Annotated in this window: 22 protein-coding genes; 8 read left to right on the top strand and 14 right to left on the bottom strand. The window is 67.7% G+C overall.

Going from position 1 to position 26,474, the window contains the following annotated elements:
• Positions 1-145: 145 nt before the first annotated feature.
• Positions 146-1,456, top strand: a complete 1,311-nt coding sequence (locus tag ACFVKT_RS00455; RefSeq protein WP_385728064.1) for a flavin-containing monooxygenase — start codon at positions 146-148, stop codon at positions 1,454-1,456.
• Between the two features lie 72 nt (positions 1,457-1,528).
• Here the strand turns inward: ACFVKT_RS00455 and ACFVKT_RS00460 are convergent, their stop codons facing one another.
• From ACFVKT_RS00460 to ACFVKT_RS00490, 7 genes are all read right to left on the bottom strand, one after another.
• Entirely contained in the window at positions 1,529-2,671 is a 1,143-nt protein-coding gene (locus ACFVKT_RS00460) for a tryptophan dimethylallyltransferase family protein (protein ID WP_385726016.1), read from the bottom strand.
• A gap of 453 nt (positions 2,672-3,124) precedes the next feature.
• Positions 3,125-3,544: a hypothetical protein gene (locus ACFVKT_RS00465; RefSeq protein WP_385726018.1), complete on the bottom strand. Its 420-nt coding sequence runs from the start codon at positions 3,542-3,544 to the stop codon at positions 3,125-3,127.
• Positions 3,545-3,888: 344 nt separating this feature from the next.
• The gene (locus ACFVKT_RS00470; RefSeq protein ID WP_385726020.1) at positions 3,889-5,235 is read right to left on the bottom strand and encodes a cytochrome P450; all 1,347 of its coding nucleotides are present in this window, start codon (positions 5,233-5,235) and stop codon (positions 3,889-3,891) included.
• 8 nt (positions 5,236-5,243) lie between these two features.
• A complete protein-coding gene (locus ACFVKT_RS00475; protein WP_385726022.1) occupies positions 5,244-5,837 on the bottom strand; it encodes an ATP/GTP-binding protein in 594 nt (197 codons plus the stop codon).
• Complete coding sequence (locus ACFVKT_RS00480; RefSeq protein ID WP_385726024.1) at positions 5,812-6,189, bottom strand: DUF742 domain-containing protein; 378 nt, start codon at positions 6,187-6,189, stop codon at positions 5,812-5,814. Before ACFVKT_RS00480 ends, ACFVKT_RS00475 begins: the two co-directional genes overlap by 26 nt.
• Entirely contained in the window at positions 6,186-6,593 is a 408-nt protein-coding gene (locus ACFVKT_RS00485) for a roadblock/LC7 domain-containing protein (protein ID WP_384393235.1), read from the bottom strand. The genes ACFVKT_RS00480 and ACFVKT_RS00485 overlap by 4 nt, the downstream gene beginning before the upstream one ends.
• Positions 6,590-7,771, bottom strand: coding sequence for an ATP-binding protein (locus ACFVKT_RS00490; RefSeq protein WP_385726026.1), 1,182 nt, complete (start codon positions 7,769-7,771; stop codon positions 6,590-6,592). The genes ACFVKT_RS00485 and ACFVKT_RS00490 overlap by 4 nt, the downstream gene beginning before the upstream one ends.
• Before the next feature lie 404 nt (positions 7,772-8,175).
• Between ACFVKT_RS00490 and ACFVKT_RS00495 the strand changes: the two genes are divergently transcribed.
• Entirely contained in the window at positions 8,176-11,376 is a 3,201-nt protein-coding gene (locus tag ACFVKT_RS00495) for a GH92 family glycosyl hydrolase (protein WP_385726028.1), read from the top strand.
• 206 nt (positions 11,377-11,582) lie between these two features.
• Here ACFVKT_RS00495 and ACFVKT_RS00500 read toward each other — a convergent pair whose 3' ends face one another.
• A complete protein-coding gene (locus ACFVKT_RS00500) occupies positions 11,583-12,962 on the bottom strand; it encodes an extracellular solute-binding protein (RefSeq protein ID WP_385726030.1) in 1,380 nt (459 codons plus the stop codon).
• An 855-nt stretch (positions 12,963-13,817) separates the two neighbouring features.
• On the opposite strand from ACFVKT_RS00500, the gene ACFVKT_RS00505 reads away from it, so the two are divergent.
• From ACFVKT_RS00505 to ACFVKT_RS00525, 5 genes are read left to right on the top strand one after another with little or no spacing between them, the layout of a single operon-like run.
• Complete coding sequence (locus ACFVKT_RS00505; RefSeq protein WP_385726032.1) at positions 13,818-14,930, top strand: amino acid ABC transporter substrate-binding protein; 1,113 nt, start codon at positions 13,818-13,820, stop codon at positions 14,928-14,930.
• Between the two features lie 3 nt (positions 14,931-14,933).
• On the top strand, positions 14,934-15,809 hold the full coding sequence (locus ACFVKT_RS00510) for a branched-chain amino acid ABC transporter permease (RefSeq protein WP_385726034.1): 876 nt from the start codon (positions 14,934-14,936) through the stop codon (positions 15,807-15,809).
• The gene (locus ACFVKT_RS00515; protein WP_385726036.1) at positions 15,809-16,858 is read left to right on the top strand and encodes a branched-chain amino acid ABC transporter permease; all 1,050 of its coding nucleotides are present in this window, start codon (positions 15,809-15,811) and stop codon (positions 16,856-16,858) included. Before ACFVKT_RS00510 ends, ACFVKT_RS00515 begins: the two co-directional genes overlap by 1 nt.
• The gene (locus tag ACFVKT_RS00520) at positions 16,855-17,586 is read left to right on the top strand and encodes an ABC transporter ATP-binding protein (protein ID WP_385726038.1); all 732 of its coding nucleotides are present in this window, start codon (positions 16,855-16,857) and stop codon (positions 17,584-17,586) included. Before ACFVKT_RS00515 ends, ACFVKT_RS00520 begins: the two co-directional genes overlap by 4 nt.
• 3 nt (positions 17,587-17,589) lie before the next feature.
• Positions 17,590-18,306, top strand: a complete 717-nt coding sequence (locus ACFVKT_RS00525) for an ABC transporter ATP-binding protein (protein WP_385726040.1) — start codon at positions 17,590-17,592, stop codon at positions 18,304-18,306.
• A gap of 101 nt (positions 18,307-18,407) precedes the next feature.
• Here ACFVKT_RS00525 and ACFVKT_RS00530 read toward each other — a convergent pair whose 3' ends face one another.
• The gene (locus tag ACFVKT_RS00530) at positions 18,408-19,178 is read right to left on the bottom strand and encodes a TetR/AcrR family transcriptional regulator (protein WP_385726042.1); all 771 of its coding nucleotides are present in this window, start codon (positions 19,176-19,178) and stop codon (positions 18,408-18,410) included.
• Between the two features lie 226 nt (positions 19,179-19,404).
• Between ACFVKT_RS00530 and ACFVKT_RS00535 the strand changes: the two genes are divergently transcribed.
• Positions 19,405-20,538 (top strand): lipocalin family protein, encoded by a 1,134-nt coding sequence (locus ACFVKT_RS00535; RefSeq protein ID WP_385726044.1) that lies wholly within the window; start codon positions 19,405-19,407, stop codon positions 20,536-20,538.
• Positions 20,539-20,617: 79 nt separating this feature from the next.
• Here ACFVKT_RS00535 and ACFVKT_RS00540 read toward each other — a convergent pair whose 3' ends face one another.
• The 5 genes from ACFVKT_RS00540 to ACFVKT_RS00560 all read right to left on the bottom strand — a co-directional run bounded on the left by ACFVKT_RS00540 (position 20,618) and on the right by ACFVKT_RS00560 (position 26,453).
• Positions 20,618-22,417, bottom strand: coding sequence for an AMP-dependent synthetase/ligase (locus ACFVKT_RS00540; RefSeq protein WP_385726046.1), 1,800 nt, complete (start codon positions 22,415-22,417; stop codon positions 20,618-20,620).
• A gap of 16 nt (positions 22,418-22,433) precedes the next feature.
• Positions 22,434-23,336, bottom strand: a complete 903-nt coding sequence (locus ACFVKT_RS00545; RefSeq protein ID WP_385726047.1) for an alpha/beta fold hydrolase — start codon at positions 23,334-23,336, stop codon at positions 22,434-22,436.
• A 78-nt stretch (positions 23,337-23,414) separates the two neighbouring features.
• Entirely contained in the window at positions 23,415-24,260 is an 846-nt protein-coding gene (locus ACFVKT_RS00550) for an alpha/beta fold hydrolase (RefSeq protein WP_385726049.1), read from the bottom strand.
• On the bottom strand, positions 24,257-25,405 hold the full coding sequence (locus tag ACFVKT_RS00555; protein ID WP_385726051.1) for an FAD-dependent monooxygenase: 1,149 nt from the start codon (positions 25,403-25,405) through the stop codon (positions 24,257-24,259). Before ACFVKT_RS00555 ends, ACFVKT_RS00550 begins: the two co-directional genes overlap by 4 nt.
• Entirely contained in the window at positions 25,389-26,453 is a 1,065-nt protein-coding gene (locus ACFVKT_RS00560; protein ID WP_385726053.1) for a zinc-binding dehydrogenase, read from the bottom strand. The genes ACFVKT_RS00555 and ACFVKT_RS00560 overlap by 17 nt, the downstream gene beginning before the upstream one ends.
• Positions 26,454-26,474 lie beyond the last annotated feature (21 nt).

The raw sequence follows: 26,474 nt of genomic DNA on the forward strand, positions 1-26,474 counted from the left end.
CGTCACCTTGGGCATACCGTGTCCGGGCTCCGGTCCGCGCAGGGCCAACTTCGGCCTTCTGTGGCTCTTTTTGATCGGTGTGGGGCTGTAAGTGACTGGGCATTCATGTCCCTTGGTGGGAGGGAAGTGTTCTGTGGGGGTAAACGTGACCGTGTGCGTGATCGGTGCGGGTTTGTCAGGTCTGGCGACCGCGCACGCTCTCGCGGCCAGGGGCGTCGATTTCGTCTGCCTCGAGAAGGCACCGGACGTCGGAGGGATCTGGCGTCAGCCGCAGGCGGGGGAGCGCGGTCCGGGCTATCTGGCGCTGCACCTGAACTCCGCCAAGCAGCTCACCGGTTACACCGGTTTCCCGATGCCCGACTCCTTTCCGCTCTACCCCCGGCACAGCGACATCGCCACCTATCTGCGTTCCTACGCGGAATGGGCCGACGTACTGTCACGTATCGAACTGCGCACCGAAGTGGAGTCCGTGCGCCAGGATCCCGACGGCACATGGACGGTCGTCAGCCGGGACGCGGGCGGCGTATCGGCATCGCGCCGGTTCGGGCAAGTGATCGTCGCCTCGGGGCACAACACGAGGCCGGCCTTCCCGGATCCACTGCCGGCCGGATCCCACTCGTACGACGGAACGATTCTGCACTCCATCGACTATCGCGACGGCAGCGACTTCCAGGGGAAGCGCGTCATAGTCGTGGGGCTCGGCGCGTCGGCGGTGGACATCGCGGCGGACGTGTCCCGGCACGCCGCGCGGACGCTGCTCTCGGTGCGCCGCGGGCTCCACATCGTTCCCAAGCAGCTCTACGGCCTGTCGCTCGACGAGATAGCCAACGCCCCATGGTGGACCCGGATGACCTTGCCCGAGCAGCGTCACTTCGTCGAGCAGTCGCTGCTCGTCGCGCGGGGGAGACTGACCGACTACGGCCTTCCCGAGCCCGACCACCGGATCTTCTCCTCGGCCGTCACCATCTCGGACGAGATTCTCAGCCGCATACGTCACGGCGCGGTGATACCCAGACCGGCGATCGAGTCCATGGCGGGAAGACGGGTTCGCTTCACCGACGGAAGCTCCGAAGAGGCCGACGCGATCGTCTACTGCACCGGGTACCGCATGGCCTTCCCGTTCCTTCCCGATGGATGGCCGACGGGCCCGCAGGGGGCGGTCGAGCTGTACAAGCGGGTCGTCGCACCTGATCACCCGGGCCTGCACTTCGTCGGTCTGGTCCGCCCTGTGGGCACTATCACCCGCCTCGTGGAGGCCCAGGCGCACTGGGTGGCTCGGATCGTCGACGGCGACGTCGTCCTGCCGTCAGCGGAGGTCATGCACAAGGAGATCAGCGCCTACGTGCGCGGGGTCGTCGACCGCTACGGGAAGGCGGAGGGGTCCTCCATCCAGGTCGACGTCGTTCCGTATCTCCAGGAGCTGGGCGCCGAACAGGACGGCTCGTACACGTCGTAGGCGAAGCTCCTGCCGGTGGTGGTCCGGTGACGCCCGACCACCACCGGCAAGCTTCGCCGGTGCGGGAGTGCTTCAGTGCACCATTTCGACCTGATGATGCCGCCGGGTGACCGGCGGCCGGACCGCGTATGCCTCCGAGGAGATGTACGCGTTCACCCGCGGTGGCCGACCGCGGTGGTGGGTGAGCGAGAGATAGGCGATGAGCCCCACACCGTCCTGCGGCAAGCGAGAGGTGACGGCTTCCAGTGACCGCAGAAGCGGCGCGGTGTCCACGCCGCGGCGTTCGAGTACGGCCTCCGCACGGGCGAGAGCCTCCCCGTCGTGCCCGACGGAGTCCCTGACCGGGACGTAGAGCGTGAAGCCGCTCGCCAGCCCGGACGCCGTCTCGGTGAAGGCGTGACAGGACTGCGTGCGCCCGCCACCCAGCACCGCGTTCTCCCCGGGACCTGCCCCGAGGCCGGCTGCGGTGCGGAAGAACTCCTCGGTCTCCGCGCATCCGACGTGGCCAGGGCTCGTACGGGGCAGGCGGCCGGCCTCTGCTGCCGACAGGTCGTCGTGCCGGAGGTAGACCTTCGCACGGGGGGTGTCCCAGTCACCCAGGTCCAGGGCGAAGTACGGGTAGCCGTCCGCCTCGGGCAGGCTCGCGAACGCTCGCGGGTGACCAAGTCGGCGCATGGCCTCCCGTACTGTCCCGGCGGAGTGCTCCTGGCCGGACGCCGCGGGGTTCAGATACACCTTGACCCTGGGCACCCCGCCGGGGCGCAGCTCCAGCGCACACCACAGCGCGAAGGGGCCCTCGGCGGAGGCAGGGAAGAACAGGTCCTCCAACTCGTCGAGTTGGCCGGTGGCGATGTCCCAGCGCTGCGCCATCTCCCGGACGACGCGCAGTCCCGTGCGACCGCTCTGCGTCGGACCGTGGGCACCGCATCCCGGTTCCAGCAGCAGGCGCAGTGTGGGGACCGCGTCCGGCAGGAAGGAGAGCGAGAACTCCACCGGGGTGTGATCGTCTGAGAGCAGACTCTCCGAGGGCGGCGGCCGGTCGAGCGGACGTTCGGCCGACGGACCCAGGGCCTCGATGAGTACACGCGCGTAGATCTCCGCGTCGGCCGGTTCCAGACCTACGACGTCGCACAGCCGTACAAGCTGGCCTGTCGTGAACCCGCCGAGTGTCGGCGTGCTCGAACCGCTTCGGTCACCGGGCCGGGCGGCCGTCACCGTTCGTCTCGCTGTACGCCGGAGCGCACAAGAAGATACCCGCCTGCGGGGGCGGGTATCTTGTCTTGCCGTCTCAGGCGTTGGGCCGTGATCGCGGCGCTGGTAGGTATGTGGTACACGACACCCCCTATGTCTGGTAGCAACTCAACTGCCGCGTTACTCACTACCCGTGCAGCTGAACTGCCATGCAGTCATGGGGAGTTGACGGTTGTCGTGTACATCACCTTGTCAAACGGGACAGGAAATGCCTCCACTTGTCGCCGTCGGCTCCGCCGCCCGCCGAGGACTAGGGCCTGTCTGACAATTCCCGTCTGCCCCGCGACGCCATGCACGCACTCTCGCCGCACCGGGCGCAGACCCGAGTACGTCCAGTGCGAGGCCCTACGCCCGGCACGCCGAGAGCACGCACCTGACGCCGCCCTTCGGGCGACGACGGGAATTGTCAGACAGGCCCTAGAGCTGGGCTTCGGCGAAGCCTGCAAGGAGGACGATGAAGCCGCCGATCTCACCGGCGATCAGTGTGGCCAGTACAAAACGCATGCTGTGCGGTGCGTTGCGCATTTGGTTGTCGGTCTCGCCTTGCCATGCAAGCCGGACATAGTTCGCAATCGTCACAGCGAACAGTAGGATGATCACCGCAGCCGCGCTGCCGTTGACCGCGGACGGCCAGCCGGACAGCTGGACGAACGCCGCGATGAGCCCCGTCGCGAATGAGTACAGCAGCGCGGATCTGTGGGCGATGTCGACGTACGGGTGCGCCGTGCCGTCCGGCGAGGCGGCCATCTGCTGCCATTTCCACACCCCGAGAACCAGGGCCCACACAAATATGAGCCCTGCGAAGAACAGCACCCAGGCCGCTTCCGTGCGAATCACGTCATACCTCCGAAAGAACGCGCGAAACGGGAGGCCCCTCGACTTCGCGGTGTTGAGGCAGCAGCACGTGGGAGAGGACCGCAAGAAGGTACCCGCCTGCGGAGGGCGGGTACCTTGACTGCCTGCTGGTGCGGTGGGGTTCTCCGTACGGGTCTGTCCGCACGCTCCCTGAACATGTACGACCGGGGGCGGAGCGACGCGGTGGAGTGCTGGATGAAAGCGGTGCCGACGGATATGTGAGACACCACACACCCCTTCTTCAGCACGGCACCAACGCCGCGTGCTCATTACCCCTGCGGTTGAAGGTTCATGCGGTCATGGGGAGTTGACGGTCGCCGGGTACGTCACCCCCGCAACCAGGACAGGAACCCGCTCCACCCTGAGCGTTCCGGCTTGCGGGCCGCGGCGACGTCATTGTCGCGCGCGGGCGCCTCGGTCCGGGACGCCGGGGTTGTCTGCCGCGCCGGCTGAACCGGGGTGAAACGGGTGGGGAGTGTGGCCAGCGCGCGGTTGAAGGGGCCGGGCCGCCAGGTCAGGCTGTCCTCCGGCACGGTGAGCCGGGTGTCGGGCAGCCGGTTGAGCAGGTTCTCGATGGCGGTGACGGTGATGTGCATGGCGGGATCCTTGGACGGGCACGCATGCGAACCCGCACTCCACGCCAGGTGGGCCCGGCTGCTGCCCGCCTGACGTGCGGCCGAGAGCGCCGGTCCGGTGTTGGCGGCCGCGAAACTGACCATCACCAGATCGCCTGCCGCGAGCCTCCCCCCGGCGAACTCCATGTCGGATGCCGGGTAGTGCGGCGCGAAGTTCGACATGGGCGGGTTTTCCCACAGCGTGTCTTCGAGGGCTTCCTCGATCAGGCCGCCGGAGTGGGCGTACTTGTCGTGGGTGAGCAGGCGGTGCAGGGTGTTGCCGACAAGGTTCCGCAGCGGTTCGGTCCCCGCGGACAGGAGCAGCGCGACCTGATAGACCATTTCCTCGTCGGTAAGCGCTGCCTCGTGCTGCATCAGCCACGAGGTGACGTCGTCTCCGGGCCTGGCCCGCTTGAGCGTGACCAGTTCGCCCACGGCCTGGAAGAGCACCCCGGCCGCTTTCTCGGCATTGACGCCGTCGAACATGCCGGAGATACCGAAGAGAACCCGGTCGCCGATCTCGGCGGGGCAGCCGAAGAGTTCGTTGAACACGAACAGCGGCACCTGCTTGGCGTAGTCGCTGATCAAGTCGGCCGAACCACGAGCGCTGAACTGGGCCATGAGGTAGTCCGACACCTGTGTGGTGCTCCGGGCCAGCCGGCGGGAGTCCACGCGCGCCATGCTGTCGGTGACAGCCTGGCGCAGGCGCAGATGCTCGGCGCCGTCGCTGAACATGCAGTTGGGCCGGTACGCGAGCAGCGGTGCGACCGGGCTGTCCGGATGGATTTTGCCGTCGTTGAAGTCCCGCCAGCGGCGGGCGTCCTTGCGGAACGAACTGGAGTCCTGCAGTAGCTGCAGGGCTGCCGCGTAGTCCGTGACGAGGGTCGCCTCGACCCCCGGTGCCAGCTCCACAGGCGCGGTCGGTCCGTAGTGGCGCATGAACTCGTAGTACGCCTGCGGATCGGCCGCGAACTCCGGCCCGTACAGCGGCACACGGCCGCCGGAATTATGGGCCGGGCATCCGGGCGGGGGCACGGGTGCGGCGGATTGAGCGTCCATCTCTGCTCCTAGAGGGCACGGTCCTGCAAGTGGCGGACGAGTGTGATCAGTGCTTCGGCCGACGATTTCTCGTCCCGCGCGTCGCAGGTGACGACCGGGGTGTCGTCGAGAAGGTCCAGTGCCTCGCGCAGTGCGTGCTCGTCACGGGCCGGCACACCGGTGAACTGGTTCACGGCGATGGCGTAGTCGAGTCCGTACTGCTCGATCAGGTCGATCACGGGGAAGGAATCCGCGAGCCGATCGGGGTCGACCAGCACCAGCGCTCCCAGCGCGCCCCGCGCCATGTCCTCCCACATCTGAACGAAACGCTGCTGGCCGGGCGTTCCGAAGAGATAGAGGACGACCCGATCGCTGATGGTCAGGCGGCCGAAGTCCATGGCGACCGTCGTGGTCGTCTTGCCCTGGACGCCCTTGAGGTCGTCGACCGTTTCCGCGGCCCGCGTCATCGTCTCCTCGGTGGACAGCGGAACGATCTCCGATATCGACCCGATGAAGGTGGTCTTGCCCACCGCGAAATGCCCGACGACCAGGATTTTCACCGCGGTCTGCGTCGCCCCGTCACGGACGTAGGCCTGTTCATCCAAACCTTGAACGGAGACCATTCAGCACCTCCTGAAGGATCTGTTGGTCAGCCAGGGCAGCACGTTCCACGGGCGGCCGGGCGATGAGGTAGCCCCCCTCGATGAGAGAGGAGAGAACGATCCGCACCACTCCCAGGGGTAACTGCGTGTGCCCCGCGACCTCGGCGACCGACAGATAACCGACGGCGGCGATGTCCAGCAGCCGTTGCTCCTCGGGAGAGAGCCGGGTCGGCCGCTGGTTGTGGTCGGCCACCGCCGTGACCAGGGTGATCAGCGAGAGCTTCGCCTCGTCGGGGAGGCCGCGACCTTTGGTGACGACGTAGGGTCGCACCAACTCCCCTGCCTCGAACTCCCCTTCGTCGTGCCGCCTCATGAGGGGGCGCCGAGGTCCGCGCGAGGCGGCGTCGTCAGCGCCTTGCCCAGCTGGCTGACGAGCTGCTGCATCCGGAACGTGATGTCCGCCATGTCGACGTCGGGGGAGGCCGAGACCGCGAGATAGGCGCCCGGTCCGGCGGAGATCAGGAAGACCCAGCCGCCGTCGAACTCGACCAGCGTCTGCCGCCACTGCTGCTGCGGGTGGGCGCAGAAGAACGCGAGTGCGCGGCTGAGCGACTGCATGCTGCTCATCGCGGCGGCAACTCTGTCCGCGTCGTCCCTGTCGAGATCCTTTGTCCGGGTCATCAACAGACCATCGGCGGAAATCAGCACCGCATGCACGGCCCCGGGTATCTCCAGGGCGCTGTCGAGCATCCATGCCAGATCAGAATCGTCGTTCACGAGACCTCATGTCCTTCGCTGCTTGCACCACGTGTGCCGCTCGTCTGATCCGTCGCGTCCGGATCGGCGTCTCGACCGGACGTCGTGCCTCGTTGGAAGGCCCCGAAGATCGCTGCCCGCTCCGCGCCGGAGCGGGTCGAGGTGCCGGACGCTGTTGCGGTGCCCGGCACGACGGCCATCGGCCGCTTGCGGCGTCGCCTCGGCAGACCGTCGGCGGTCGAGGACACGGACAGGGTGGGTTCGGTTCCGATCGGACCCGACACCGTGGCCACGGGGACGGCGGGCGGCTGAGCCTTCGGCTCCGGCATGCCGGCGAGCAGCTCGTGCGGCAGCAGGAGAATCGAGCGCACGCCCCCGTAGGGGGACGAGGAATCCACGGATACCTCGAAGCCGAAGCGCTCGCAGAGCACGCCGATCACGGCGAAACCGAACTGCGGAGGGTTGCCGAGTCCCGAAACACCGGAAACCCGCTCACTCGACAGGAGTTTCGCGGCCCGGGCCCTCTCCTCGTCATTCATACCGACACCGGCGTCGTCGACGACGATGCAGATCCCCTTGGGCACGGTACGAATGTTGATCTCGACAACGGTGTCCGGGCTGGAGTAGCTCGTGGCGTTGTCGAGGAGTTCCGCGAGAGCCAGTGCCACGGGTTCGACGGCTCGGCTGGTGACGCCGAAGTCGACCTGCGAGAGAATGTCCACCCGCCGGAAGTGGCGGATTCTTCCCTGTGCACTGCGGACCACGTCGTAGACCGAGGCGACCTCGCGCCGGTTCCCCAGCCAGCCGCCGCACAGTACGGCGATGGACTGAGCGCGCCGGCCGAACTGTGAGTTCGTGTGGTCGATCTCCAGGAGGTCCTGGAGAATTACGGAGTCCCCGTATTTCTCCTGAAGCTGAGAGATGATTTTCTGCTGCTCAGCTGCGGTTACCTGGAGTGTCCGCATGGCGGACTTGAGGACTGTTCGGATTTCTTCCTGGGCCTGCTCCTGGGCTTGCTCCTGGGAATCCAGAATGGATTGCGAGTAATCTTTTTCTCGCTCGGAGTGGCGAGCTCTCAGCTCTTCCATCTCCCGCCGCGAATCCCGTGCCGCCCTGCGTTGGACAACAATGACGGCGAATGCGGCAAGGAAGACGAGAAGGAGAGCCCAGAATATCGGGTTCTGTATGTAATGCGTCATAAGACTCTCTTCAGGCGACTGACGGCCAGCTGCTGAATTTCCGTCAATGCGGTGGACCGGTGGACTGCCGGCGTCGGAGTTGCCGCCCGGACTGTCCCCGTAGTCGGAGATGTCGTTTTACACCCATCTGCCCACTCCGCAAGTGCGCAGATCGTATCACCGTACGAACACTTGACTGACCGTCAATAGCTCGAATTCCGGAGGGTGTTGATGCCTTATCAAGTCCCGCTCCTCAATGGGGCGGTGGCGACAGGGCGTGGCTGTCTATTTGTCGATTCATATCCGGGAAGCTCGCGTGAGGGGCGGCCCGACGGCCGTGCCTGTCGCAGGGGTTGACTCGGGAACGATCACGCCGGGACAGTGGCGCTGTCCCCGCGCAGCCCCCCACCCCCGGAGACCTCCCCGTGAGACGTCGAAGAATCCGCCACTCCCTGAGTGCCGTTGCCGCCGCGACGGCACTCTTTTTGAGCCTCGCCACAACGGCCGAGGCCACCCCGACAACGTTGTCGGCAGCCGTCGGGGCAGCCGCTCTCGTCGACGACCCCGCCGACTATGTCGATCCGTTCATCGGCACCGGCCTGAGCGGCAGTTCGTTCGGTGAGATCAACAACTTCCCCGGCCCCGCGGCGCCGTTCGGGATGATGCAGTTCTCTCCCGACACCCAGAACAGCTACGCCGGGTACCAGTACCACAACGACCGGATCCGCGGCTTCAGCCTCGATCACGCCTCCGTCGGATGCAGCGCCTTCGGCGATGTGCCGATCCTGCCCGTGGTGGGCGACGTCGGCTCCGCGCCCTGGGACCGCACCGAGAAGTACTCGCACGACGCCGAGGAGGCGGAGCCCGGCTACTACGCGGTGACGCTGCAGGACTCCGACGTACGGGCCGAGTTGGCCGCGACGACCCGGACCGGGCTCGCCTCCTTCACCTTCCCGGCCACGGACGCGGCCCAGGTACTGGTCAAGGGCGGCGCGAGCCTCGGCGGGAACGACGCGGCCGACATGAGGATCGTCGGCGACAACCAGGTCACCGGCTCCGCCACGACAGGGCACTTCTGCGGCAAGTCCAATACGTACACGCTGTACTACTCGATCACCTTCGACCAGCCGTTCACCGCCCACGGCACCTGGGACGGCTCCACGGTCCAGCCGGGCAGCGACACGGTGGACGCGAAGCGGGCCGGCGCCTATCTGACCTTCGACACGGCGGCCGGGGAGGACCGCACCGTGCAGGCGAAGGTGGCGATGAGCTATGTGAGCGTGGCCGGGGCGCAGGCCAACATGGCGGCGGAGATACCCGGTTGGGACCTCGGCGCGGTCGCGCAGCAGACCCGCGACCAGTGGACCGACACGCTGCGCAAGGTGCGGGTGGCAGGCCGGAACGAGGGTGAGCTGAAGACCTTCTACACCTCGCTCTACCACTCGTTGATGCACCCGAACACCTTCAACGACGTCGACGGCCGCTACATCGGCTTCGACGACCAGATCCGCACGCTGCCCAAGGGCCGTACGCAGTACGCGAACTTCTCCGACTGGGACACCTACCGCTCGCTGGCGCCGCTCCAGGCCATGCTCTTTCCCGAAGAGGCGAGCGACATGGCGCAGTCGCTCGTCAACGACGCCGAACAGAGCGGCTGGTGGCCCCGCTGGCCGATGGCCAACCAGTTCACCAGCCAGATGACCGGCGACAACTCCGTACCACTGGTAGCCGCGTTGTACGCCTACGGGGCACGCGACTTCGACGTGGAAACGGCGTTGAAGTACCTCGTCAAGGGCGCGACGACGGTGGACGAGACGCCCGGGGCGTACAAGGAGCGCCCAGGCATCGAGAGTTACGTCGACCTCGGCTACCTGCCCAACAACGACTCCGCGCGCGGCGACCACCAGCGCGTCGGTGCCTCCATCACCCTTGAATGGTCGATCGACGACTTCGCGATCGGGCAGCTCGCCGAGGCCGTGGGCGACGACGACACGGCCGCCGAGTTCACCCGGCGCGGCCAGAACTGGCAGAACATCTTCAACGCGTCGACCGACTACCTGCAGCCGCGCACCGAGGAGGGGCTCTTCCCCGACGGCCCCGCTTTCCAGGCCCCGACCTCCGGGATCGGACAGAGCGGCTTCGACGAGGGCAACGCCGCCCAGTACAACTGGCTCGTACCGCAGAACATGGCCGGTCTCACCACCGCCATGGGTGGCCGCGAGGTGGCGTCCGACCGGCTCGACACCTTCCTGACCAAGCTCAACGCCGGTCCCAACGAGCCCTACATGTGGGCAGGCAACGAGCCCAACTTCGCGGTGCCGTGGGCCTACAACTACCTCGGCGAACCCTGGAAGACGCAGGAGACGGTCCGCGAGGTCGCCACCACGCTCTTCGGACCCACGCCCGACGGCGAACCCGGGAACGACGACCTGGGCGCGCAGTCCGCCTGGTACGTGTGGGCCGCCCTCGGCCTGTACCCCGCGACGCCCGGCACCTCCGATCTCACCGTGCACAGCCCGCTGTTCGAGCGCGCGGTGCTCGATCTGCCCGGCAAGAACACGATCGACCTCCGCGCGCCGGGGGCGTCCGCGGACAACCAGTACGTCCACGACCTCAAGCTCAACGGCTCCGACTGGGAGCGCACTTACCTGCCGCAGAACGTCGTACGCAAGGGCGCCAGGCTGGACTTCAAGCTGAGTGACACCCCGGACACCACCTGGGCGACCTCCGCGAAGGCCGCGCCGCCGTCGTACCGGGAGGGCGAGGAAGGCTTCCTCGCGAGCGCCGCGCCCAACCAGGTCACCGTCGCGCCCGGCCAGTCCGGGACGTTCGCCGTGGACGGGCAGCGGCTGAGCGGGCAGGACCGCAAGCTCACCGTGACCGCCGAGGCACCGGAAGGAGTGAGCCTGAGCGCGGAGAGGAAGACGCTGACGCTGGACAGGAGCAGCGGTTCCGGCAGCGTCGAATTCACCGCCACCGCGGGGCCGGACACGCCCAACGGGTTCTACGAGATCCCGGTGACCGTGCGTGGCGGCAGGGGCCCGGCGGTCAAGCAGACCGTCTACGTCCAGGTCGCCGCCGAGGGAAGCTTCGCGGCCGCCTACAACGCCACCGCCGTCTCCAGCGACACCGACACCTCGCAGGGCGACTTCGACCGCTCCGGCGGCAGTTACTCCCGTCAGGCGCTGGCCGCCGCAGGGCTGAACTCCGGTGCCCAGGTGGAGGTTTCGGGCACCACGTTCACCTGGCCGGACTCCCCGCCCGGCCGCCCCGACCACCTCTACGCGGACGGTCAGACCATCGACCTCGCGGACGCGCAACGGCTGGTGTTCGTGGGCGCGGCGATCTACGGGGACGTACGGACGACAGCCACGGTCACCTTTACCGACGGCAGTACGGAGCAGGCCGACCTGTCGTTCGGCGACTGGGTGTATCCGGGCGGCGGTTCCCAACCCGTCTTCGACAACACCGTGGTGGCCAAGACCGAGTACCGCAATCCGGGCCATGCCGGTCCAGCGTACGTCTTCGCCACCGCGCCCTTCGAGGCACCCGAGGGCAAGCGGATCGCGTCGGTCACGCTGCCGAAGAGTGTAAACACGCACCTGTTCGGCGTCGGCGTCGGCTGACCGAACCGGCATACGACTGAGGGGTCTTCACGGGCTGACGCTCGTGAAGACCCCTCTTACGTCAGATGGGTCCCCGGGCTGACGTGTAGACCCCTCTCACGTCAGATGCGTCCCCGGGCTGACGTGTAGACCCCTCTCACGTCGGACGGGTCTTCACGGGCTGATACGCGTGTAGACCTTGCTCAGCCGTACGACCGATGCTCACCTCACCATTCCCAGGCGGCCTGCGCGTTCCGCAGTGCCGTTTTGGCGGTCTGCTCGCCCGAGACGGCCAGGGCGAGTTGGTCGCACAGCAACTGCAGGTTCTGCGGCGCGGCGGCGTCCTTGGGCCAGGCAGCGGGAGCGTAGACGTCCAGGCCGTCGCGGATGAGATCGAAGGCGCTCGGAGTGGCCGCCGCGTAGGAGGGGTCGTACAGGACGCTCGTGCGGTTGGGGTCGATGGCGCTGTTCGGCGTGGTCGCCTGTACGAGCACCTCCTCGGGGCTGGTCGCCCACGCCGCGAACGCCAAGGCCTCGGCCTGGTGCTTGGAGGCGGTCGACACACCGAGGCCGTAGCCGTTGTTGAGCGGCGTACGGTGCGTCGTGTTGTTCCCGCCCACCGGGATGGCGACCGCGCCCCACTTGTCGGAGATCTTCGACAGGGCGGGGTCGGCGACCCGCTGGGCCATGCCCGTCCAGGTCTCGATCATCGCGACCTGGCCGTTGAGATAGGCGTTGTTCGCGGTGGAGAAGCCGGTGGTCAGCGGTGTGGGCAGCGCGTACTGATTGATGTCGATCAGGTGCTCGGCAGCGGCCAGCGCGGCGTCGGTGGTCAGGGTCGGCCTGCCGGAGGCGCTGACGAGGCTGCCTCCGTACCCGACGAGCCGGTTGATGAAGGCGCAGCCCAGGAGCAGTGCGGCCGGCTGGCCCTGCACGGCGGCCCCGTAGTACTCGCCACCGCCGCCCTGGGTGATCTTCTTGGCCGCGGCGTCGTACTCGTCCCAGGTCGTCGGCGGCTGGAGGTCGTACCGGTCGAGGAGTTCGGTGTTGTAGTAGACGAGGTGCTGGCAGCCGTCGAACGGCAGGCCGTAGCGCCGGCCCTCGTAAAGGGTGTACGCGTCGTAGACGGACGGCAGGTAGTCGCGGGTCTTGAGTTCCTTGTGCCGGGCGATCCATCTGGTGATGTCGACCAGAGCATCGGCCTCCACCAGCGATCCCAGCCCGTAGTAGAAGTAGTCGAAGATGTCGTACTCGCCGGTCCCGCTCTGCGCGTCCGCTATCTGCGCGGCGATCAACTGGTCGTAGGGGACCGCCGTCGCCACCAGCTTGCCACCGGTCTGCTGCTCCCAACGGGGGGCCAGGACGTTGTTGTACGTGGCGAGATGCGGCGTATTGACCAAGACCTTGAGCGTGACGCCTGCCGGAGCCGCCTCGGCATCGGAGACCTGCGCGCTCGTCGAGGCCGCGTAGGCGGGGGCGCCTCCGACAGTGGCCAGTCCGGCGGCCGCGGTGGTTCCCCGGAACAGGGTCCGGCGCGTCCACACGCGGGCAGGTCCGGAGTCCTGAGACGCGGCGTCGTCAGGTCGATTGGAGTGGCGGGAGGACATCGTGCTCCTTATTCGGAATGGACTGACTGATTATTCGGAATGGACTGACTGAGAAAAGAACGAGGTCCGCTCTTGACGGCAGTGAACGGCAGCCTTCCTTTGCCTTGCCGGAAATCACATCGTCCGTGCGGGACGGAAAGGGGGGTGCTTTCGGTACTGATGACCTTCGTCGACCACCGAACATCCCTACAGCGTAGGTGAGTTGTGGTGACGGGGTGCGCCGATGGTGAACATCCCCGGAGTGGCGCCGGCGGCCCCGGCTGACGGGGCGAGGCCGAGCTGGGCGATATCGCGCGACCGTCCGCCGGGAAACTGCCCGGGCGACCGTTGATACCGGCGTCCGGGTCGGCCTTCGACAGGGACTAATCGCGTCATGACGGTATTCCTTCGCCGGGTGGGCCGATCCGGATCGGTTGGAGAGACCACAGAAACCTACTAGGGAGCTCCGGGTCATCAAGAGGTAAAGCGGGATTCTCAGCAAACTCAAAGGAGACTCCCAGGGAGATGATGGGATTCACTGCCGAAGGCCGGCCGGTGCTTCTCGTCCCCCACGGCCTTCCAGCCCTGCTGAACCCTCGTGTGGCGGAGCCGCCCACTCGCGCCTGGCCTCCGCGGACCGCCTTCCCTGCAAGGGCTGTTGAACACCTTGACCGAGTTTGGGTACAGCAGTAACTTCACGGCAACACTGTTCCCGTACCGGGAGCGATGTACCTGGAAGATGGCGGGCAGAGCATGGTGCGAACTGTGAAAAGGCCTGGTCGAGCCCTGTCGGCATGCTTGACGGCGGCTTTGTTGATGTTGTGTGCGTGCTCGAACTCCGCCCCGGAAGGGGAGGGTTCGGAGGACTCCTCGCCCTTGGTCATCGGGGCGTCGCTGTCGCTGTCGGGCGACTTCGCCGAACTCGCCGAACCGGCGAAGAAGGGGTACGAGCTGTGGGCCGACACGGTCAACGAGAAGGGCGGTCTGCTCGGGCGGAAAGTCAGCCTGAAGATCGTCGATGATGCGTCCAACCCGACCCAGGCGGTCACCAACTACCAGAACCTGATCACCCGCGATCACGTCGATTTGGTGTTCGGCCCCTTCTCCAGCCTGCTCACCATCCCGGCGGCGGGAGTCGCGAAGCGTTTCGACTACGCGTTCATCGAACCCTCGGGCGGGGCACCTCAGGTATTCGACCTGAAAATGCGCAACTTGTTCTTCGTCCAGCCCGCGCCGATCGTGAACTCCGGTGACGCCTTCGCCGAGTACATCCTCTCGCTGCCCGCGGACCAACGGCCGAAGACAGGTGCCTACCCGACGGCCGACAACCCGTTCACCTCCCCGATCGTCGCCCGGATCCGCGAACGACTGGAGCGCGCCGGCGTCAAGACGGTGTACTCGAAGACCTATTCGGCCGAGACCGTCGACCTCAGCCCCGTCGTGACCAGGCTCGTCGAGGAGAAGCCCGACCTCATCGTCTCGGGGACCGGTGGCCCCGACGCGGTCGCCGAGGTCAAGGGCATGGTCCAGTCCGGCTGGACACCGAAGTTCCTGTTCTTCACCGGCGGCCCGAACTCCCCGTCCTTCCCCTCGAAGATCGGAGCGGCCAACGCGGAGGGGATCTTCAGCACCGGCGACTGGTTCCCGACCGCCAAGACGGCCGGCACCCCCGACTTCATCAAGGCCTACACGGAGAAGCACGGAGGCAAGGGGGAGGACATCGACTCCGCCGCGGCCGAGGCGTTCGCGTGCGGCCAGCTCCTCGAACTGGTGGCGGAGCGAGAGAACAAGGTCGACAACAAGACCATCATCTCGGCTCTCCACGAGGGCACCTGGCCCACCTTGGTGGGCGACCTCCGCTGGGACGCGTACGGCGCTCCCCAGGGCCAGAACATCGTCGTGCAGTGGATCGACGGCCGGCTCACGCCGGTGTACCCGAAGGACGAAGCCCTCGCCGACCCGATCGCCAAGCCCTCCTGGGGCGGGTGAGCCGTGCATCTGCTCGTGCAGGCCATCATCGTGGGAATCCTGATCGGCGGCGTCTACGCACTGCTCGCCGGCGGTCAGGCGATGATCTTCGGGGTCACCCGCACCGTGAACTTCGCCCAGGCGATCTTCGCGGTCATGTGCTCCTACCTCAGCTACACCCTCTTCCAGGACTTCGGGCTCGACCCCTTCCTTTCCGTCCTGGTGCTCGTGCCGGCCATGTTCGTCTTCGGCGGCGCCATCCACATCGTCCTGCTGCGCCGGCTCAGCAGATCCGGCGCCGAACTCTCCCTGCTCGTCCTCTTCGCGCTGGGCATCGGGATACAGGGGGTGCTCGACTTCTTCTACAAGACCGACACCCGGGTCATCGCCACCTCGTACGCGAACGACTCCTGGACCGTCCTCGGTTACCAGGTCCCGGCGGTGCGCTTCTTCGCCTTCCTCCTCGCGGTGGCGGTCCTGGGCGCACTGCACCTGATCCGCCAGTACACCAAGTTCGGCCGGGCGCTCCGGGCCACCACCCAGAATCCGGACGCCGCCCGGTTGCTGGGCGTGGACGTGGAACGGGTCTCGGCCATCGCGATGGGGCTGGGAGTCGCCGCGGCGGGGGCCGCCGGAGCCGTGTTCGGCATGGTCATTCCCTTCAGCGGCAACAGCCAACTCGACCTGCTGAACAAGCTCCTGGCCATCGGCGTCCTCGGCGGAATGGCGAGCTTCCCGGGAACCATCGTGGCCGCGGTCATCCTCGGCGTCATCGAATCGGTCGTGGCCGTCAACATCTCACCGGACTGGTCCTCCTTCTCCTTCCTCGTCGTCCTCTTCGCCGTGCTCACCTTCCGACCGCAGGGCCTGTTCGGGCAGCGACTACGAGGGGCGGCCTGATGGCGCGACGCGGCACGGAACCGCGAATCCGACCGGCGAGCGCCGTCCGCGCGACCGCGTTCGTCGCCTTCCTCGCCGTACTCCCGCTGGTCTTCGCCGGCCACTGGCAGGTCAGCCTGCTCGTGTTCACGGTGATGTACGCGGGTCTCGCGTGCGCCTGGAACCTGCTGGGCGGCTACGCCGGCTACCCCGCCCTCGGCCACGGCGCCTTCTTCGGCATCGGGGCCTATGCGATGGCCATCACAGCCCCGCATCTCGGCGTCGGCAACGGCTACCGCCCCTTTCTCCTCGTCCTCCCGATCGTCGCCGCCACCGCCCTTGCGGTACTGCCGATCGCGCGGCTGCTCCTGCGGACGCGGGCCGCCGCCTTCGCAGTGCTGAGCATCACGGTGATGTTCATGGTCGCGACGCTCGTCTACAACGTCCGTGGTCTGACAAAGGGTTCCGAGGGCCTGCCCGTGCCGGTCGCGCCGTTCGACGTGGCCACCTTCGAGCGGCCCTTCTACTACGCGATGGCCGCCCTGCTCGCACTGACCGTGGCTGTCTGCTGGGTGGTGCGGACCAGCAAGCTCGGGCTGGCGCTCAACGCCGTGCGCGACGACGAGGACCGCGCCCGAGGACTCGGTGTGCAGACCGAGCTGGTCAAGATGGTCGCCTTCGCGCTGAGCGCCGGTCTCACCGCGGGCTTCGGGGCGGTGTGGGCGTACTACATCACCTACGTGTATCCGCCCTTCGCCTTCGATCCGCTGCTCTCGCTCGGCGCCGTCCTCATGGCGTTCCTCGGCGGGCGGCGCACCTTGTGGGGCCCGGTCGCCGGCGCGGCTCTGATCGTCCCCGCCCAGCAGTACTTCGCCTACCGCTACGGGGCGAGCCAGCTCTATCTCATCGCGTACGCCGCTCTGTTCCTCCTGGTCATCTACCTCCTCCCGGACGGGATCGTCCCGTCGGCCACCCGGCATCTGCGGCGGCTCCGATCGGCCTACCGCGCCCACGCGCGGCGTGACCCGGCGGCGGTGGGCCCCGTCTCGACCCGAGGAGGACAAGGATGAGCGCGCTGCTCAAAGTGGAGGGGCTGACCAAGTCGTTCGGAGGGATCCGGGCCCTCGACGAGTGCGGCTTCGAGATCGCCGAAGGGTCGGTGAGCGCCCTCATCGGCCCCAACGGCTCCGGAAAGACAACGGCGTTCAACGTGATCACCGGCTACCAGCGCGCCGAGTCGGGCCAACTGGCGTTCCGCGGGCGCGCGATCCGCCGTCCCGACCCGTGCCGTCTGCAGCGGCTGGGCCTCGCCCGCACCTTCCAGCAGGCGCGGGTCTTTCCCGGACTGTCGGTGCTGGAGAACATCGTGCTCAGCCGCGGTCAACCCTGGCACGCCCTGCTCCGCCGCCGGGTGCCCGGTCAGGACCGGCTGCGCGCCGAGGAGCTTCTCGACGAGTTCGGGCTGGCGGCCCATGCCGGCAAGCCCGCCGCGCAGTTGTCGTACGGACAACGCAAACTGCTCGAGTTCGCCGGGGTGCTCATGGCCGAGCCGCTGCTCGTGCTGCTCGACGAACCCACCGCCGGGGTCAACCCGGTCATGGTCGAGGCGATGGAACAGCACATTCGCCGACGGCACGCGCAGGGTGTCACCTTCCTGATCGTGGAGCACGAGATGCCGTTCGTGATGCGGCTGTGCGATCCCGTCATCGTGCTGGACCGTGGTCGCCTCATCGCCTGTGCCGCCCCGGAGAAGGTTCAGAACGACCCCCGTGTCCTCGACGCCTACCTAGGAGACTGACCCATGGCCGCAGGGCTGGAGCTGCACGGCATCGTCGCCGGCTACGGCCAGGGTGACATCCTGCGCGGTCTCGACCTCGACGTGCCCGCGGGCCGGATCACCTGCCTCATCGGGCCGAACGGCTCCGGCAAGTCCACGGTCCTGCGGGTCATCAGTGGCCTGCTCGCCCCGCGAGCCGGTCACGTCCTGCTCGCCGGGCGGAAGGTCACCGGCTGCTCGCCCTCGGCCATGCTCGGGCACGGCGTCGCCCATGTGCCCCAGGAACGCAGCCTCTTCCCGGCCATGTCGGTCTGGGACAACGTCCTCATGGGCGCGTACATCAACAACGACCGCGACGCCGTGGCGCGGCGGGCCACCGAGGTCGCCGAGCGTTTCCCGATCGTCGCCCGCCGCCGTCACGACCTGGCGGGCTCCCTGTCCGGTGGCGAGCAGAAGACCGTGGAGATCGCCCGGAGCATGATGCTCGACCCTCCCGTTCTCTGCTTCGACGAGCCGTCGATCGGCCTGGAACCACGGGCACGCAGGATGATCTTCGGGATCCTCGACGAACTCCGCCGCGACGGGCGGACCATCCTGCTCGTCGAACAGAACGCCCGCTCCGGGCTGGCCCTCGCGCAGGAGGGTGCCGTCCTGGAGGCCGGTGCCATCCGGCTGGCCGCCCCCGCCGACCAGCTCCTCAACAGCCCCGAGGTCGGACGTCTCTATCTCGGCGCCTCCTGACGCACCTCGGCGCATCCTGACGATCTCGGCGCCTCCGGCCGACCTCCGCACATCCCGATGCCTCGGACAAGGACGAGCGATGAACCGATCCGTGGTGGTGGTCAGTTCTCCGGTTCGGCGGCCCGCCGCAACCGCAGTTCGACGCCGTCCAGCAAGCACTGCAGTCCGAATTCGAACTCCTCCGTGCTGGTACGCGATGTCAGCGCGTCGGCGAGTTCCACCAGTTGCGGGAACTGCTCGACGGGCAACGAGCGGTAGAAGTCGCGCAGGGTCAGGCTCTTCGAGGCGCCCAGGCCTCCGGTGCGGAAGTCGTTGGTCGATTCCTGAAGGACCGAGGCGAACACCTGATGGGCCAGCGCGGTGTAGACGTCGGCCGCCAGAGCCTGGTCGAAGCCGCGCTCGCGCAGCACGCCGAGGGCCAGCTCCCTGGCGCGCAGCGAGTTCGGGCCGACCGGGATCGCGGTGGCGTGCAGGGTGGCGACACTCGGGTGGGCGCTCAGCACCCTCCGCATGGAGCGGGCCAGTTCCTCGAGGACCCCGCGCCACCCGAGCCCGTCCACGGGACGCAGGAGCTGTGCCTCGCCCAGCACCGCGTCCGCGACCAGCACCAGGACCTCGTCCTTGCCGGCGACATACCGGTAGAGCGTCGTCGTGCCCGTCTGCAGCTCGGCGGCCAGATTCCGCATGCTCAACGCGGCCAGTCCCTCGCGGTCGATGAACGCAAGGGCACCGGCGACGATGCGGTCCAGCGTGATGGGCGGGCGCCGGGACGGCTCCTCCCTGCCCTGGCGCGCCGCCCACCAGGCCGGCGAGCCCGGGGCCCTCAGGTCCTGCCAGTCATCGCCCGTCTCATGCGCTTGTGTTCCTGTCACAGGAACAATGTACCCATGGCGGGACATGCGCCTGCCCTGGACCGTTGCACCCGAGGCCGACGCGGTCGCCCGCAAACCCCTTTTCCCGCTTCTCAGTTGGGTGGATTTTCCATTTCCCTTCGGGCGTGCGCGAAGGGTTGACCGGGCCCTGGGCCACTCCTACTGTCCATGGCAACAGTGTTCCCGCACCGGGCTCACTGTAGCCGATTACGGATGGTGGCAACCCATGGGAGTACGTGCTCGTCTTGTCACACCCTGGCTCGCGGTCTGTGCGGTGGTCGCTCTGGCCTTGCAGGTCACCGCGACCGGGCCGGTGCAGGCCGCGACCGACAGCACTGGAACCGCGAGCACCTGCACGGGCTCGGCCGCGCCGGGCCAGGCGTCCACATCGTCGACATCGTCCACTGCCACGCGGGACCGAGTGAGCAGCGTCCAGATCCCCAGGGACGAGGCTCCCCACCAGGATCCGGACGAGTGGTGGTACTACGTCGGGCACCTCTCGGGCGTGGACGCGGCCGGGCGCGTGCACTGCTACGGATTCGAGCAGGTGGTCTTCCAGTTCCTCGAACTGGCGCCGGAGCCCGTGTACTTCGGGCACTTCGCCATCACCGATCTCACCAGGGGAACGTTCCAGTACGACGGCAGGCAGGACTCCTATCCGGTCCCCAGCACCCCCGGCAGCTTCTCGCTGCACACCGGCGAATGGACGATGAGCGGAGGATCCGGCAAGAGCAAGCTGCATGCTGCCCTGCCCGACTACGCGCTGGACCTCCAGCTCCAGACCACGAAGCCGGCCGCGTTGCACGGCGACCGCGGGAACATCCCGTACGGGCCGCTGGGTACCTCGAAGTACTACTCATGGACGTCCCTGCAAGCCAACGGGACGATCGTCGACCACGGTGTTCCGGTGAAGGTCACCGGGCTTTCGTGGTCGGACCACCAGTGGGGTGCGTTCGACTTCGAGACCGGCGCAGGCTGGGACTGGTTCAGCGTCCAGCTGACCAACGGGAAGCAGTACATGCTGTACTTCGTCCGCGACCGGGACGGGGCGATCGTCGAGACCATCGGCACCCTGGTCGACTCCTTCGGCCGGACCACGAACCTGGATCCCTCCAAGGTCACTGACACGGCCACGGGCTCATGGACCAGCCCCACGTCGGGTATCACCTACAGCTCCGGATGGAAGGTGACCGTGCCCGGCGGGAGTCTGACCATCACCCCGAACCTGGTCAATCAGGAGGTCGACCTCCTGTCCACCCAGGGCCTCGCCTACTGGGAAGGCTCCGTATCCGTGAGCGGCAACATCGGCGGCTCGTCCGTGGCCGGCGTCGGATACACCGAGATCTTCCCCCACCTCTGACCGAGACACCCAGGGACCAGGACGGCGGGCCGGGAGAGCGGTTTATCGCTCTCCCGGCCCGCCGTCCTGTCAACGCCCGCTAGGCACCTGCCTTGTACAGCCCCTCGATCTCGGCGGCGTACTTGGCGATGATGGAGCGGCGCTTGAGCTTCAGGGTGGGCGTCAGCTCGTCGCCGCCCGGTTCCCAGGCGTGCGGCAGGATGGTCCACGAGCGGATGTGCTCGACACGGGAGAGACGCGCGTTGGCGGCGTCAACACCCTGCTGAACGGCGGCCTTTACCTCCGGGGACGCTGCCAGAGCGGCGACGGACGTGTCGGCCAGGCCCCGCTGATCCGCGAAGGCCTTGGCGGCTTCCGCGTCGAGGACCAGCAGCGCGCTGACATGGGGACGACGGTCGCCTATCGCGACGGCGGCCGCGACGAGCGGGCAGGCGGTCTGCAGAATGTTCTCGATATTGGCGGGCGACATGTTCTTGCCCGAGGCGTTGATGATCAGTTCTTTCTTGCGGTCGACGATGGTCACGTAACCGTCCGCGTCGACGCTGCCGACGTCCCCGGTGTGGATCCAGCCGTCGGAGTCGATGGTCTCCGACGTCCTGGCGGGGTCACCGCGGTACCCCTTCATGAGTGCGGGGGTGCGGACCAGGATCTCGCCGTCCTCGGCGACCTGGATCTCCGTGCCCGGCAGGGGAGTTCCGACGGTGCCCAGGCGCGGCTTCGACGCGGTGTTGAGGGTGGTGACACCGGTGGTCTCGGACATGCCCCAGGCCTCGCTGATCGGCAGGCCAAGCGCGTAGAGGAAGACCATCGCGTCCTGGTCCAGCGGGGCGGAACCGGTGACGACACTGACCGCCTGGTCCAGCCCGATCTGCCCACGGATCCTGGCGAGCACAAGGCGGTCCGCCAGCAGCTCGGGGAGCCGGGCCCTGAGCGGGGTTCCGCGCCCCAGCGAGGTGGCCCGGGCCCGGGCCGTGCCGGTACGCAGGGCCCAGCGGGCGAGCGCTCCCTTGACCCCCGACTGCTGATCCAGGCCGGCCTGGATCGACCCGATGAAGCGGTACCACAGCATCGGTACGCCGACGAACTCGGTCGGGCGCACCTGCTGCAGGACCTCCAGCAGCCGCTTGGGTTCGTTGAGGGTGACCGTGGTGGTGTGGAACATCATGGGTGCGTAGTGGGCACTGAACCGGTTGACGATATGCGCGTCCGGCAGATACGAGATGACGCGACCGCCGGTGGATTCGGCCAGCACCACGGGAAGCTGCCTCAGCACATAGATGAGGTTGGCGTGGGTGAGCTCAACGCCCTTGGGCGGACCGGTGGTTCCCGAGGTGTAGATCAGGGTGAGCACGTCCTGTGGGGACACGCTGGACCAGGCTCCGTGGAAGTCGAAGTCGTCGGTGCCCGACGTCTCCAAGGCGGCCAGCGACAGGACCACCGGGCCGGCATCCTTGCCCGCCGCGGCTGCGGCCGCATCGATGTCCACGCACACGATCGCCTCGACGGACGAGCCCTCGGCGGCCGCCCGGACGGTGCTCAGAAACTGCTCCTCGCACACCACGAGCCGGTTGCCGGCATTGGCGAACAGATACGAGATCTGCTCAGTGCTGCTGGTGTTGTAGACCGAGAAGGGGATGGCTCCCAGGTGCATGACGGCCGCGTCGACCATGTGGAACTCGGGCCGGTTGGTGAGCATCAGTGCCACGGTGTCGCCCCGCTCGATCCCTCGGGCGGCCAGCCCGCGAGCCACTGCCTCGACGCGTTCCCCGTATTCGCGCCAGGTCAGTACCGACTTGTTGCCGGCGTCCCGCAGCGCCACCGAGTCCCCGTGATCGGAGATGGTCTGCTGCATCAGAGCGCACATCGTTGTGTTCTCCATGCTGTTCCTCGTTCTGTCATGGGGTGAGCGGGCGCTTCATCCCTGCGAAGAAGTCGGCCATTTCGACCGCGGTCTTCTCCGGGTACTCGAAGGGCACCATGTGCCCGCACCCGGCGATGACTTGAGTGAGCTGCGGGTTCAACAGGGCCTTGACCTCAGGCAGTCTGCTGATCGGGGTGACCTTGTCCTCCTCGCCCCACAGGAGCAGGGTGGGCGTCCCGAGAGCCCCGGCCTGCCGGTAGAGGTCGTGCTGGCGGTGGAAGGCGTAGTCGCGCAGAGTGGACAGGAGGGCGTACATCGAGCCCTCGCAGCGGTAGGTGTCGCACACCATGTCGGTGAGGGCTCGCACCTGTGCGGGGGTGCGGACGTTGTGCGACAGGTGCGCGCGCAGCAGGAGTTGGCCCAGGTTCTTGCCGAGGAACGGGCCGATGGTCGGCTTGGTGGCCAGCTGTACGGGCGGGGCGTCGCCCTCGGTGAATCCCGCCGGGCCCAGCAGGGTCAGCGTTTTCGTCTGTTCGTGGGTGCGCTGCAGCAGGCCCAGAGCGGTGAGCGCGCCCATGGAGGAACCGACGGTGTGCCAGGACTCCGGTACGTCGAGCGCCTTGACCAGGTCGTGTGCCTGCCGCACGAACAGTTCACGGTCGTAGGGCCCCGCGACGCGGTCCGAGTAGCCGCGGCCGTAGGCGCTGTAGGTGAGGGTCCGCAGCCCGCGGCGGTGCAGATGCCCGACGACGCCGTCCCAGTAGAACAGCGGGACGGTGAGGCCCCCGAGGAGGAAGACCAGTTCACCGTCGTCGGGTCCGGTGAGTTCGTAGTGCGTGATGCCGTCGGACAGCTCGATGAAGCTTCCCCGCAGGCGGCTGCGGGTGTCCGGGTTCAGGGGGAGGTTCTCGCCCCTGGCTCGGTAGATCTTGGGCATGGCGGAACTCAATTCCTGGAAGGGTGCGGGACTCTTTCCTGAGGAAGTGCGGGGCTCATTCCTGAGCGGGTGAGGGACCTATTCCCGGGTGGTCGAGGAGGAGAGCCCGAGATGCGAGCGGATGGCTTCGGCGACCTCCGCGGGGGCTTCCTCGGGCATGAGGTGCCCGACACCCGCGAGGACCACTTCGTGACTGTCGGGGATGTCCCGGTGGAAGTGCTGGCCGTCGATCAGGTCACCGCGCAGGACCAAGGTCGGGGCGGCGATCTCCGCGATGTGGCCGGAGCGGTCCGTCTGGTCGGTGTTGGCGAAGTCGATGAAGGCGGACCGGTTGCCCGGCCGGTTCATCATCGCCGTGACCCGGTCGATCAGAGCCTGGTCCACGACCATGAGCGGGCCGACGGAGGAACGCAGGTTCTGCTCGGCCGCCCCGCTCGGGGCCCACCGGCGAAGCAGCGGGCGCAGCAGGGGGTTACGGGCCATCTTCAGCGCCGTCGGCAGGGACTTCTCGGGATATCCGGTGGCGTTCATCAGGATCAGCCGTTGCACCAGCTGCGGGTGCTCGACCGCCAGGTTCCAGGCGATGTTTCCGCCCAGCGAATTGCCGGCCACGTTCACCTTGTCGAGGCCCAGCCCGGCGAGGAACTCCGCGACGAAGGAGACGTAGGCCTCGATGCGGTAGTCCCGGTCGGGGCGGGGGCCGGTCAGGCCGAAGGCCGGCAGGTCGAGCCTGATGACCTCACAGGAGTTCTTGAGGTCGGCGACGATGGGGTCGAAGGCCTGAAGAGAGGAACCGCTGCCGTGCAGCAGGAGGAGCGGGGGACCGCTGCCCTCTCGTTTGAAGTGCACCCGCACCCCGTCGATCCAGGTGAAGCGGGATTCCTCGTCGGCATAGGGTTCGCGGTGGGTCTCGGAAGCTGTCATGTGTGGGCTCCGTCGAACATGCGCATCACCGAGGTGTGCTCAATGCGGGCAGGCAGGCCACGGAGCACGGCGTCCCGCGCGGTGCTGAGCGGTCCTGAGGGCACAGAAGCGAGCTGGTTCATGCGGACCGCCTGGCGCTGGATCCACTGGACCCGCGCACGGCGTTCTGCTTCGAAGGCCCGGAAGGCGTCGGCCACCGAAGCGGTCCCCGCCAGCCGGCGTGCCACCACCGCGGCATCCTCGATGGCCTGACCGGCTCCCTGTCCGAGGTTGGGCAGCATCGGATGCGAGGCGTCGCCCAGCAGGGTCACGATGCCGGAGCCGCCGCGCCACTCTCGCTGCCGCAGCTCGACCTCGATGGTGTCCTTCGGCTCGGTCGCCGCCAGCAAGTCCCGTGCCTGAGCGGGGAATTCGCGGTAGAGCTTTTGATAGAACGTGAGACGGTCCGCCGGATCCCGCACCGGGTGCGGCGGCGTGGGGATCAGCGCGAACCAGGAGCTGCGTCCGTCGCGCAGCGGAATGATCCCGAACTGCAGGCGGTAGCCCCACCATTCGAGAACCTCGTCGGGCCGGTCCGCCGACACCTCGGTGACCCCGCGCAGGCAGCTCGTGCCCGAGCCCACGGCCGGCGGGTCGCCGTGCAGACGCGCCCGGATCAGGGAGTCGATCCCGTCCGCTCCCACCAGTCCGCGCCCGCGCACCCGCTCGCCGGAGCGCAGGTGCACCGTCACTCCGCCGGCGTCCGTCTCGAATCCGATCACGGGGTCACCGGTGAGCAGGTTGGTGTCGTCGAGCTCGGAGAGGAGCACCTCATGGAGGTCGGCGCGGTGGATTCCGACGGCGGGGGAGCCGACGGCCCCCTCCACGTCCTCGGCCCGCACCTCGGTGAGGACCTTCCCGGCTACCGACATGATCGAGGTGTGGGTGACCCGCCGCCCCTTCTCGGTCACCTGGCGGCCGAGGTTCAACTCGGTGAGCACCTGCACGGTGTTGGGCTGCAGGAGGATGCTCGTGTTGATCGCCGTGGGACGGGGCGCCGCCTCGATGAGTGTCCAGGGGATGCCGCGCCGCTGAAGGGCCACTGCGGTGGTCAGGCCACCGACGCCTCCTCCGACGATCAGTACGTGATCACGCGATGTCGACAACGACTTTCCCCTTAGAACGTCCGCGCTCGACGTACTCCTGAGCCGCCGCGATCTCGGTCAGCGGGTACGTCTGGTCGATGACGGCGCGCACCTTGCCCTCGGCGGCGAGGCGGGCCAGCAGCTCCAGTGCGGCGCGGTCGGGACCGAACAGGCTCCAGCCGTAATTCCGGCGCTGGAGCGCCTCACGAAGGCGCCGGCCAAGGAGGGTCGCGACGGCCTGAACGCCACCGAGGAACAGGCCTCGCTCGTCGACGAAGCGCATCAGGGGATGCACGAGCGTGCCGTAACCGGCGCCGGGACCGCGGCGCAGGATGCCGAGCATCTTGCGCTCCTCGGCGTCGTCGGCCAGGCAGATGGCGAAGTCGAAGTCGCGCAGCTGCTCCGCGAAGTCCTGCGTCCGGTAGTTGATCACCTGGTCCGCGCCGAGGCTCTCGCACAGTTCGATGCCCGCGGGTCCGGCCGTGGTGGCCACATGGGCGCCCAGCGCCTTGCAGATCTGCAGGGTGACCACACCCGTGCCACCCGACCCGCCCTGGAGGAACACCCGCTTTCCGGCAGCGTTCTCCGGACTGAACCCGGCATCCTTCAGCGCGGCCCACGCGGACAGGAAGGCGTAGGGCAGCGCGGCGGCTTCGCGGTAGGACAGGCCGGCCGGCTTGGCCACGACATCGTCGGCCTTGACGACGCAGTATTCGGTGTACGTGCCCTGCGGCGCGGGTCGCTTGGCGCCGAAAACGGCGTCCCCGGTCTTCAGGCCGGTGACACCGGAGCCGACCGCGACGACATCCCCGGAGACGTCATTGCCCAGGACGAGCGGAAACCCGGTGAGTCCACGCAGTCTCATCAGCTTCTGGCCGTACCCGCCCCGTCTGCGGCAGTCGATCGGATTGACCGAGGTGGCCCGCTGGCGTACAAGAACTTCGTCCACCCCAGGCGTGGGGGTCGGCGCGTCGTCGACCACTTGGAAGACGTCCTTGGCTGCGCCGAACCGTTCGGCCTGGGCCGAGCGCATGTGACTCGGAATCGTGGGTGTGGTGCTGGAGGTCATAACGGCTACGCTAGCACCGAA

The sequence above is a fragment of the Streptomyces sp. NPDC127595 genome, from assembly GCF_042671685.1.
Lineage (GTDB): Bacteria > Actinomycetota > Actinomycetes > Streptomycetales > Streptomycetaceae > Streptomyces.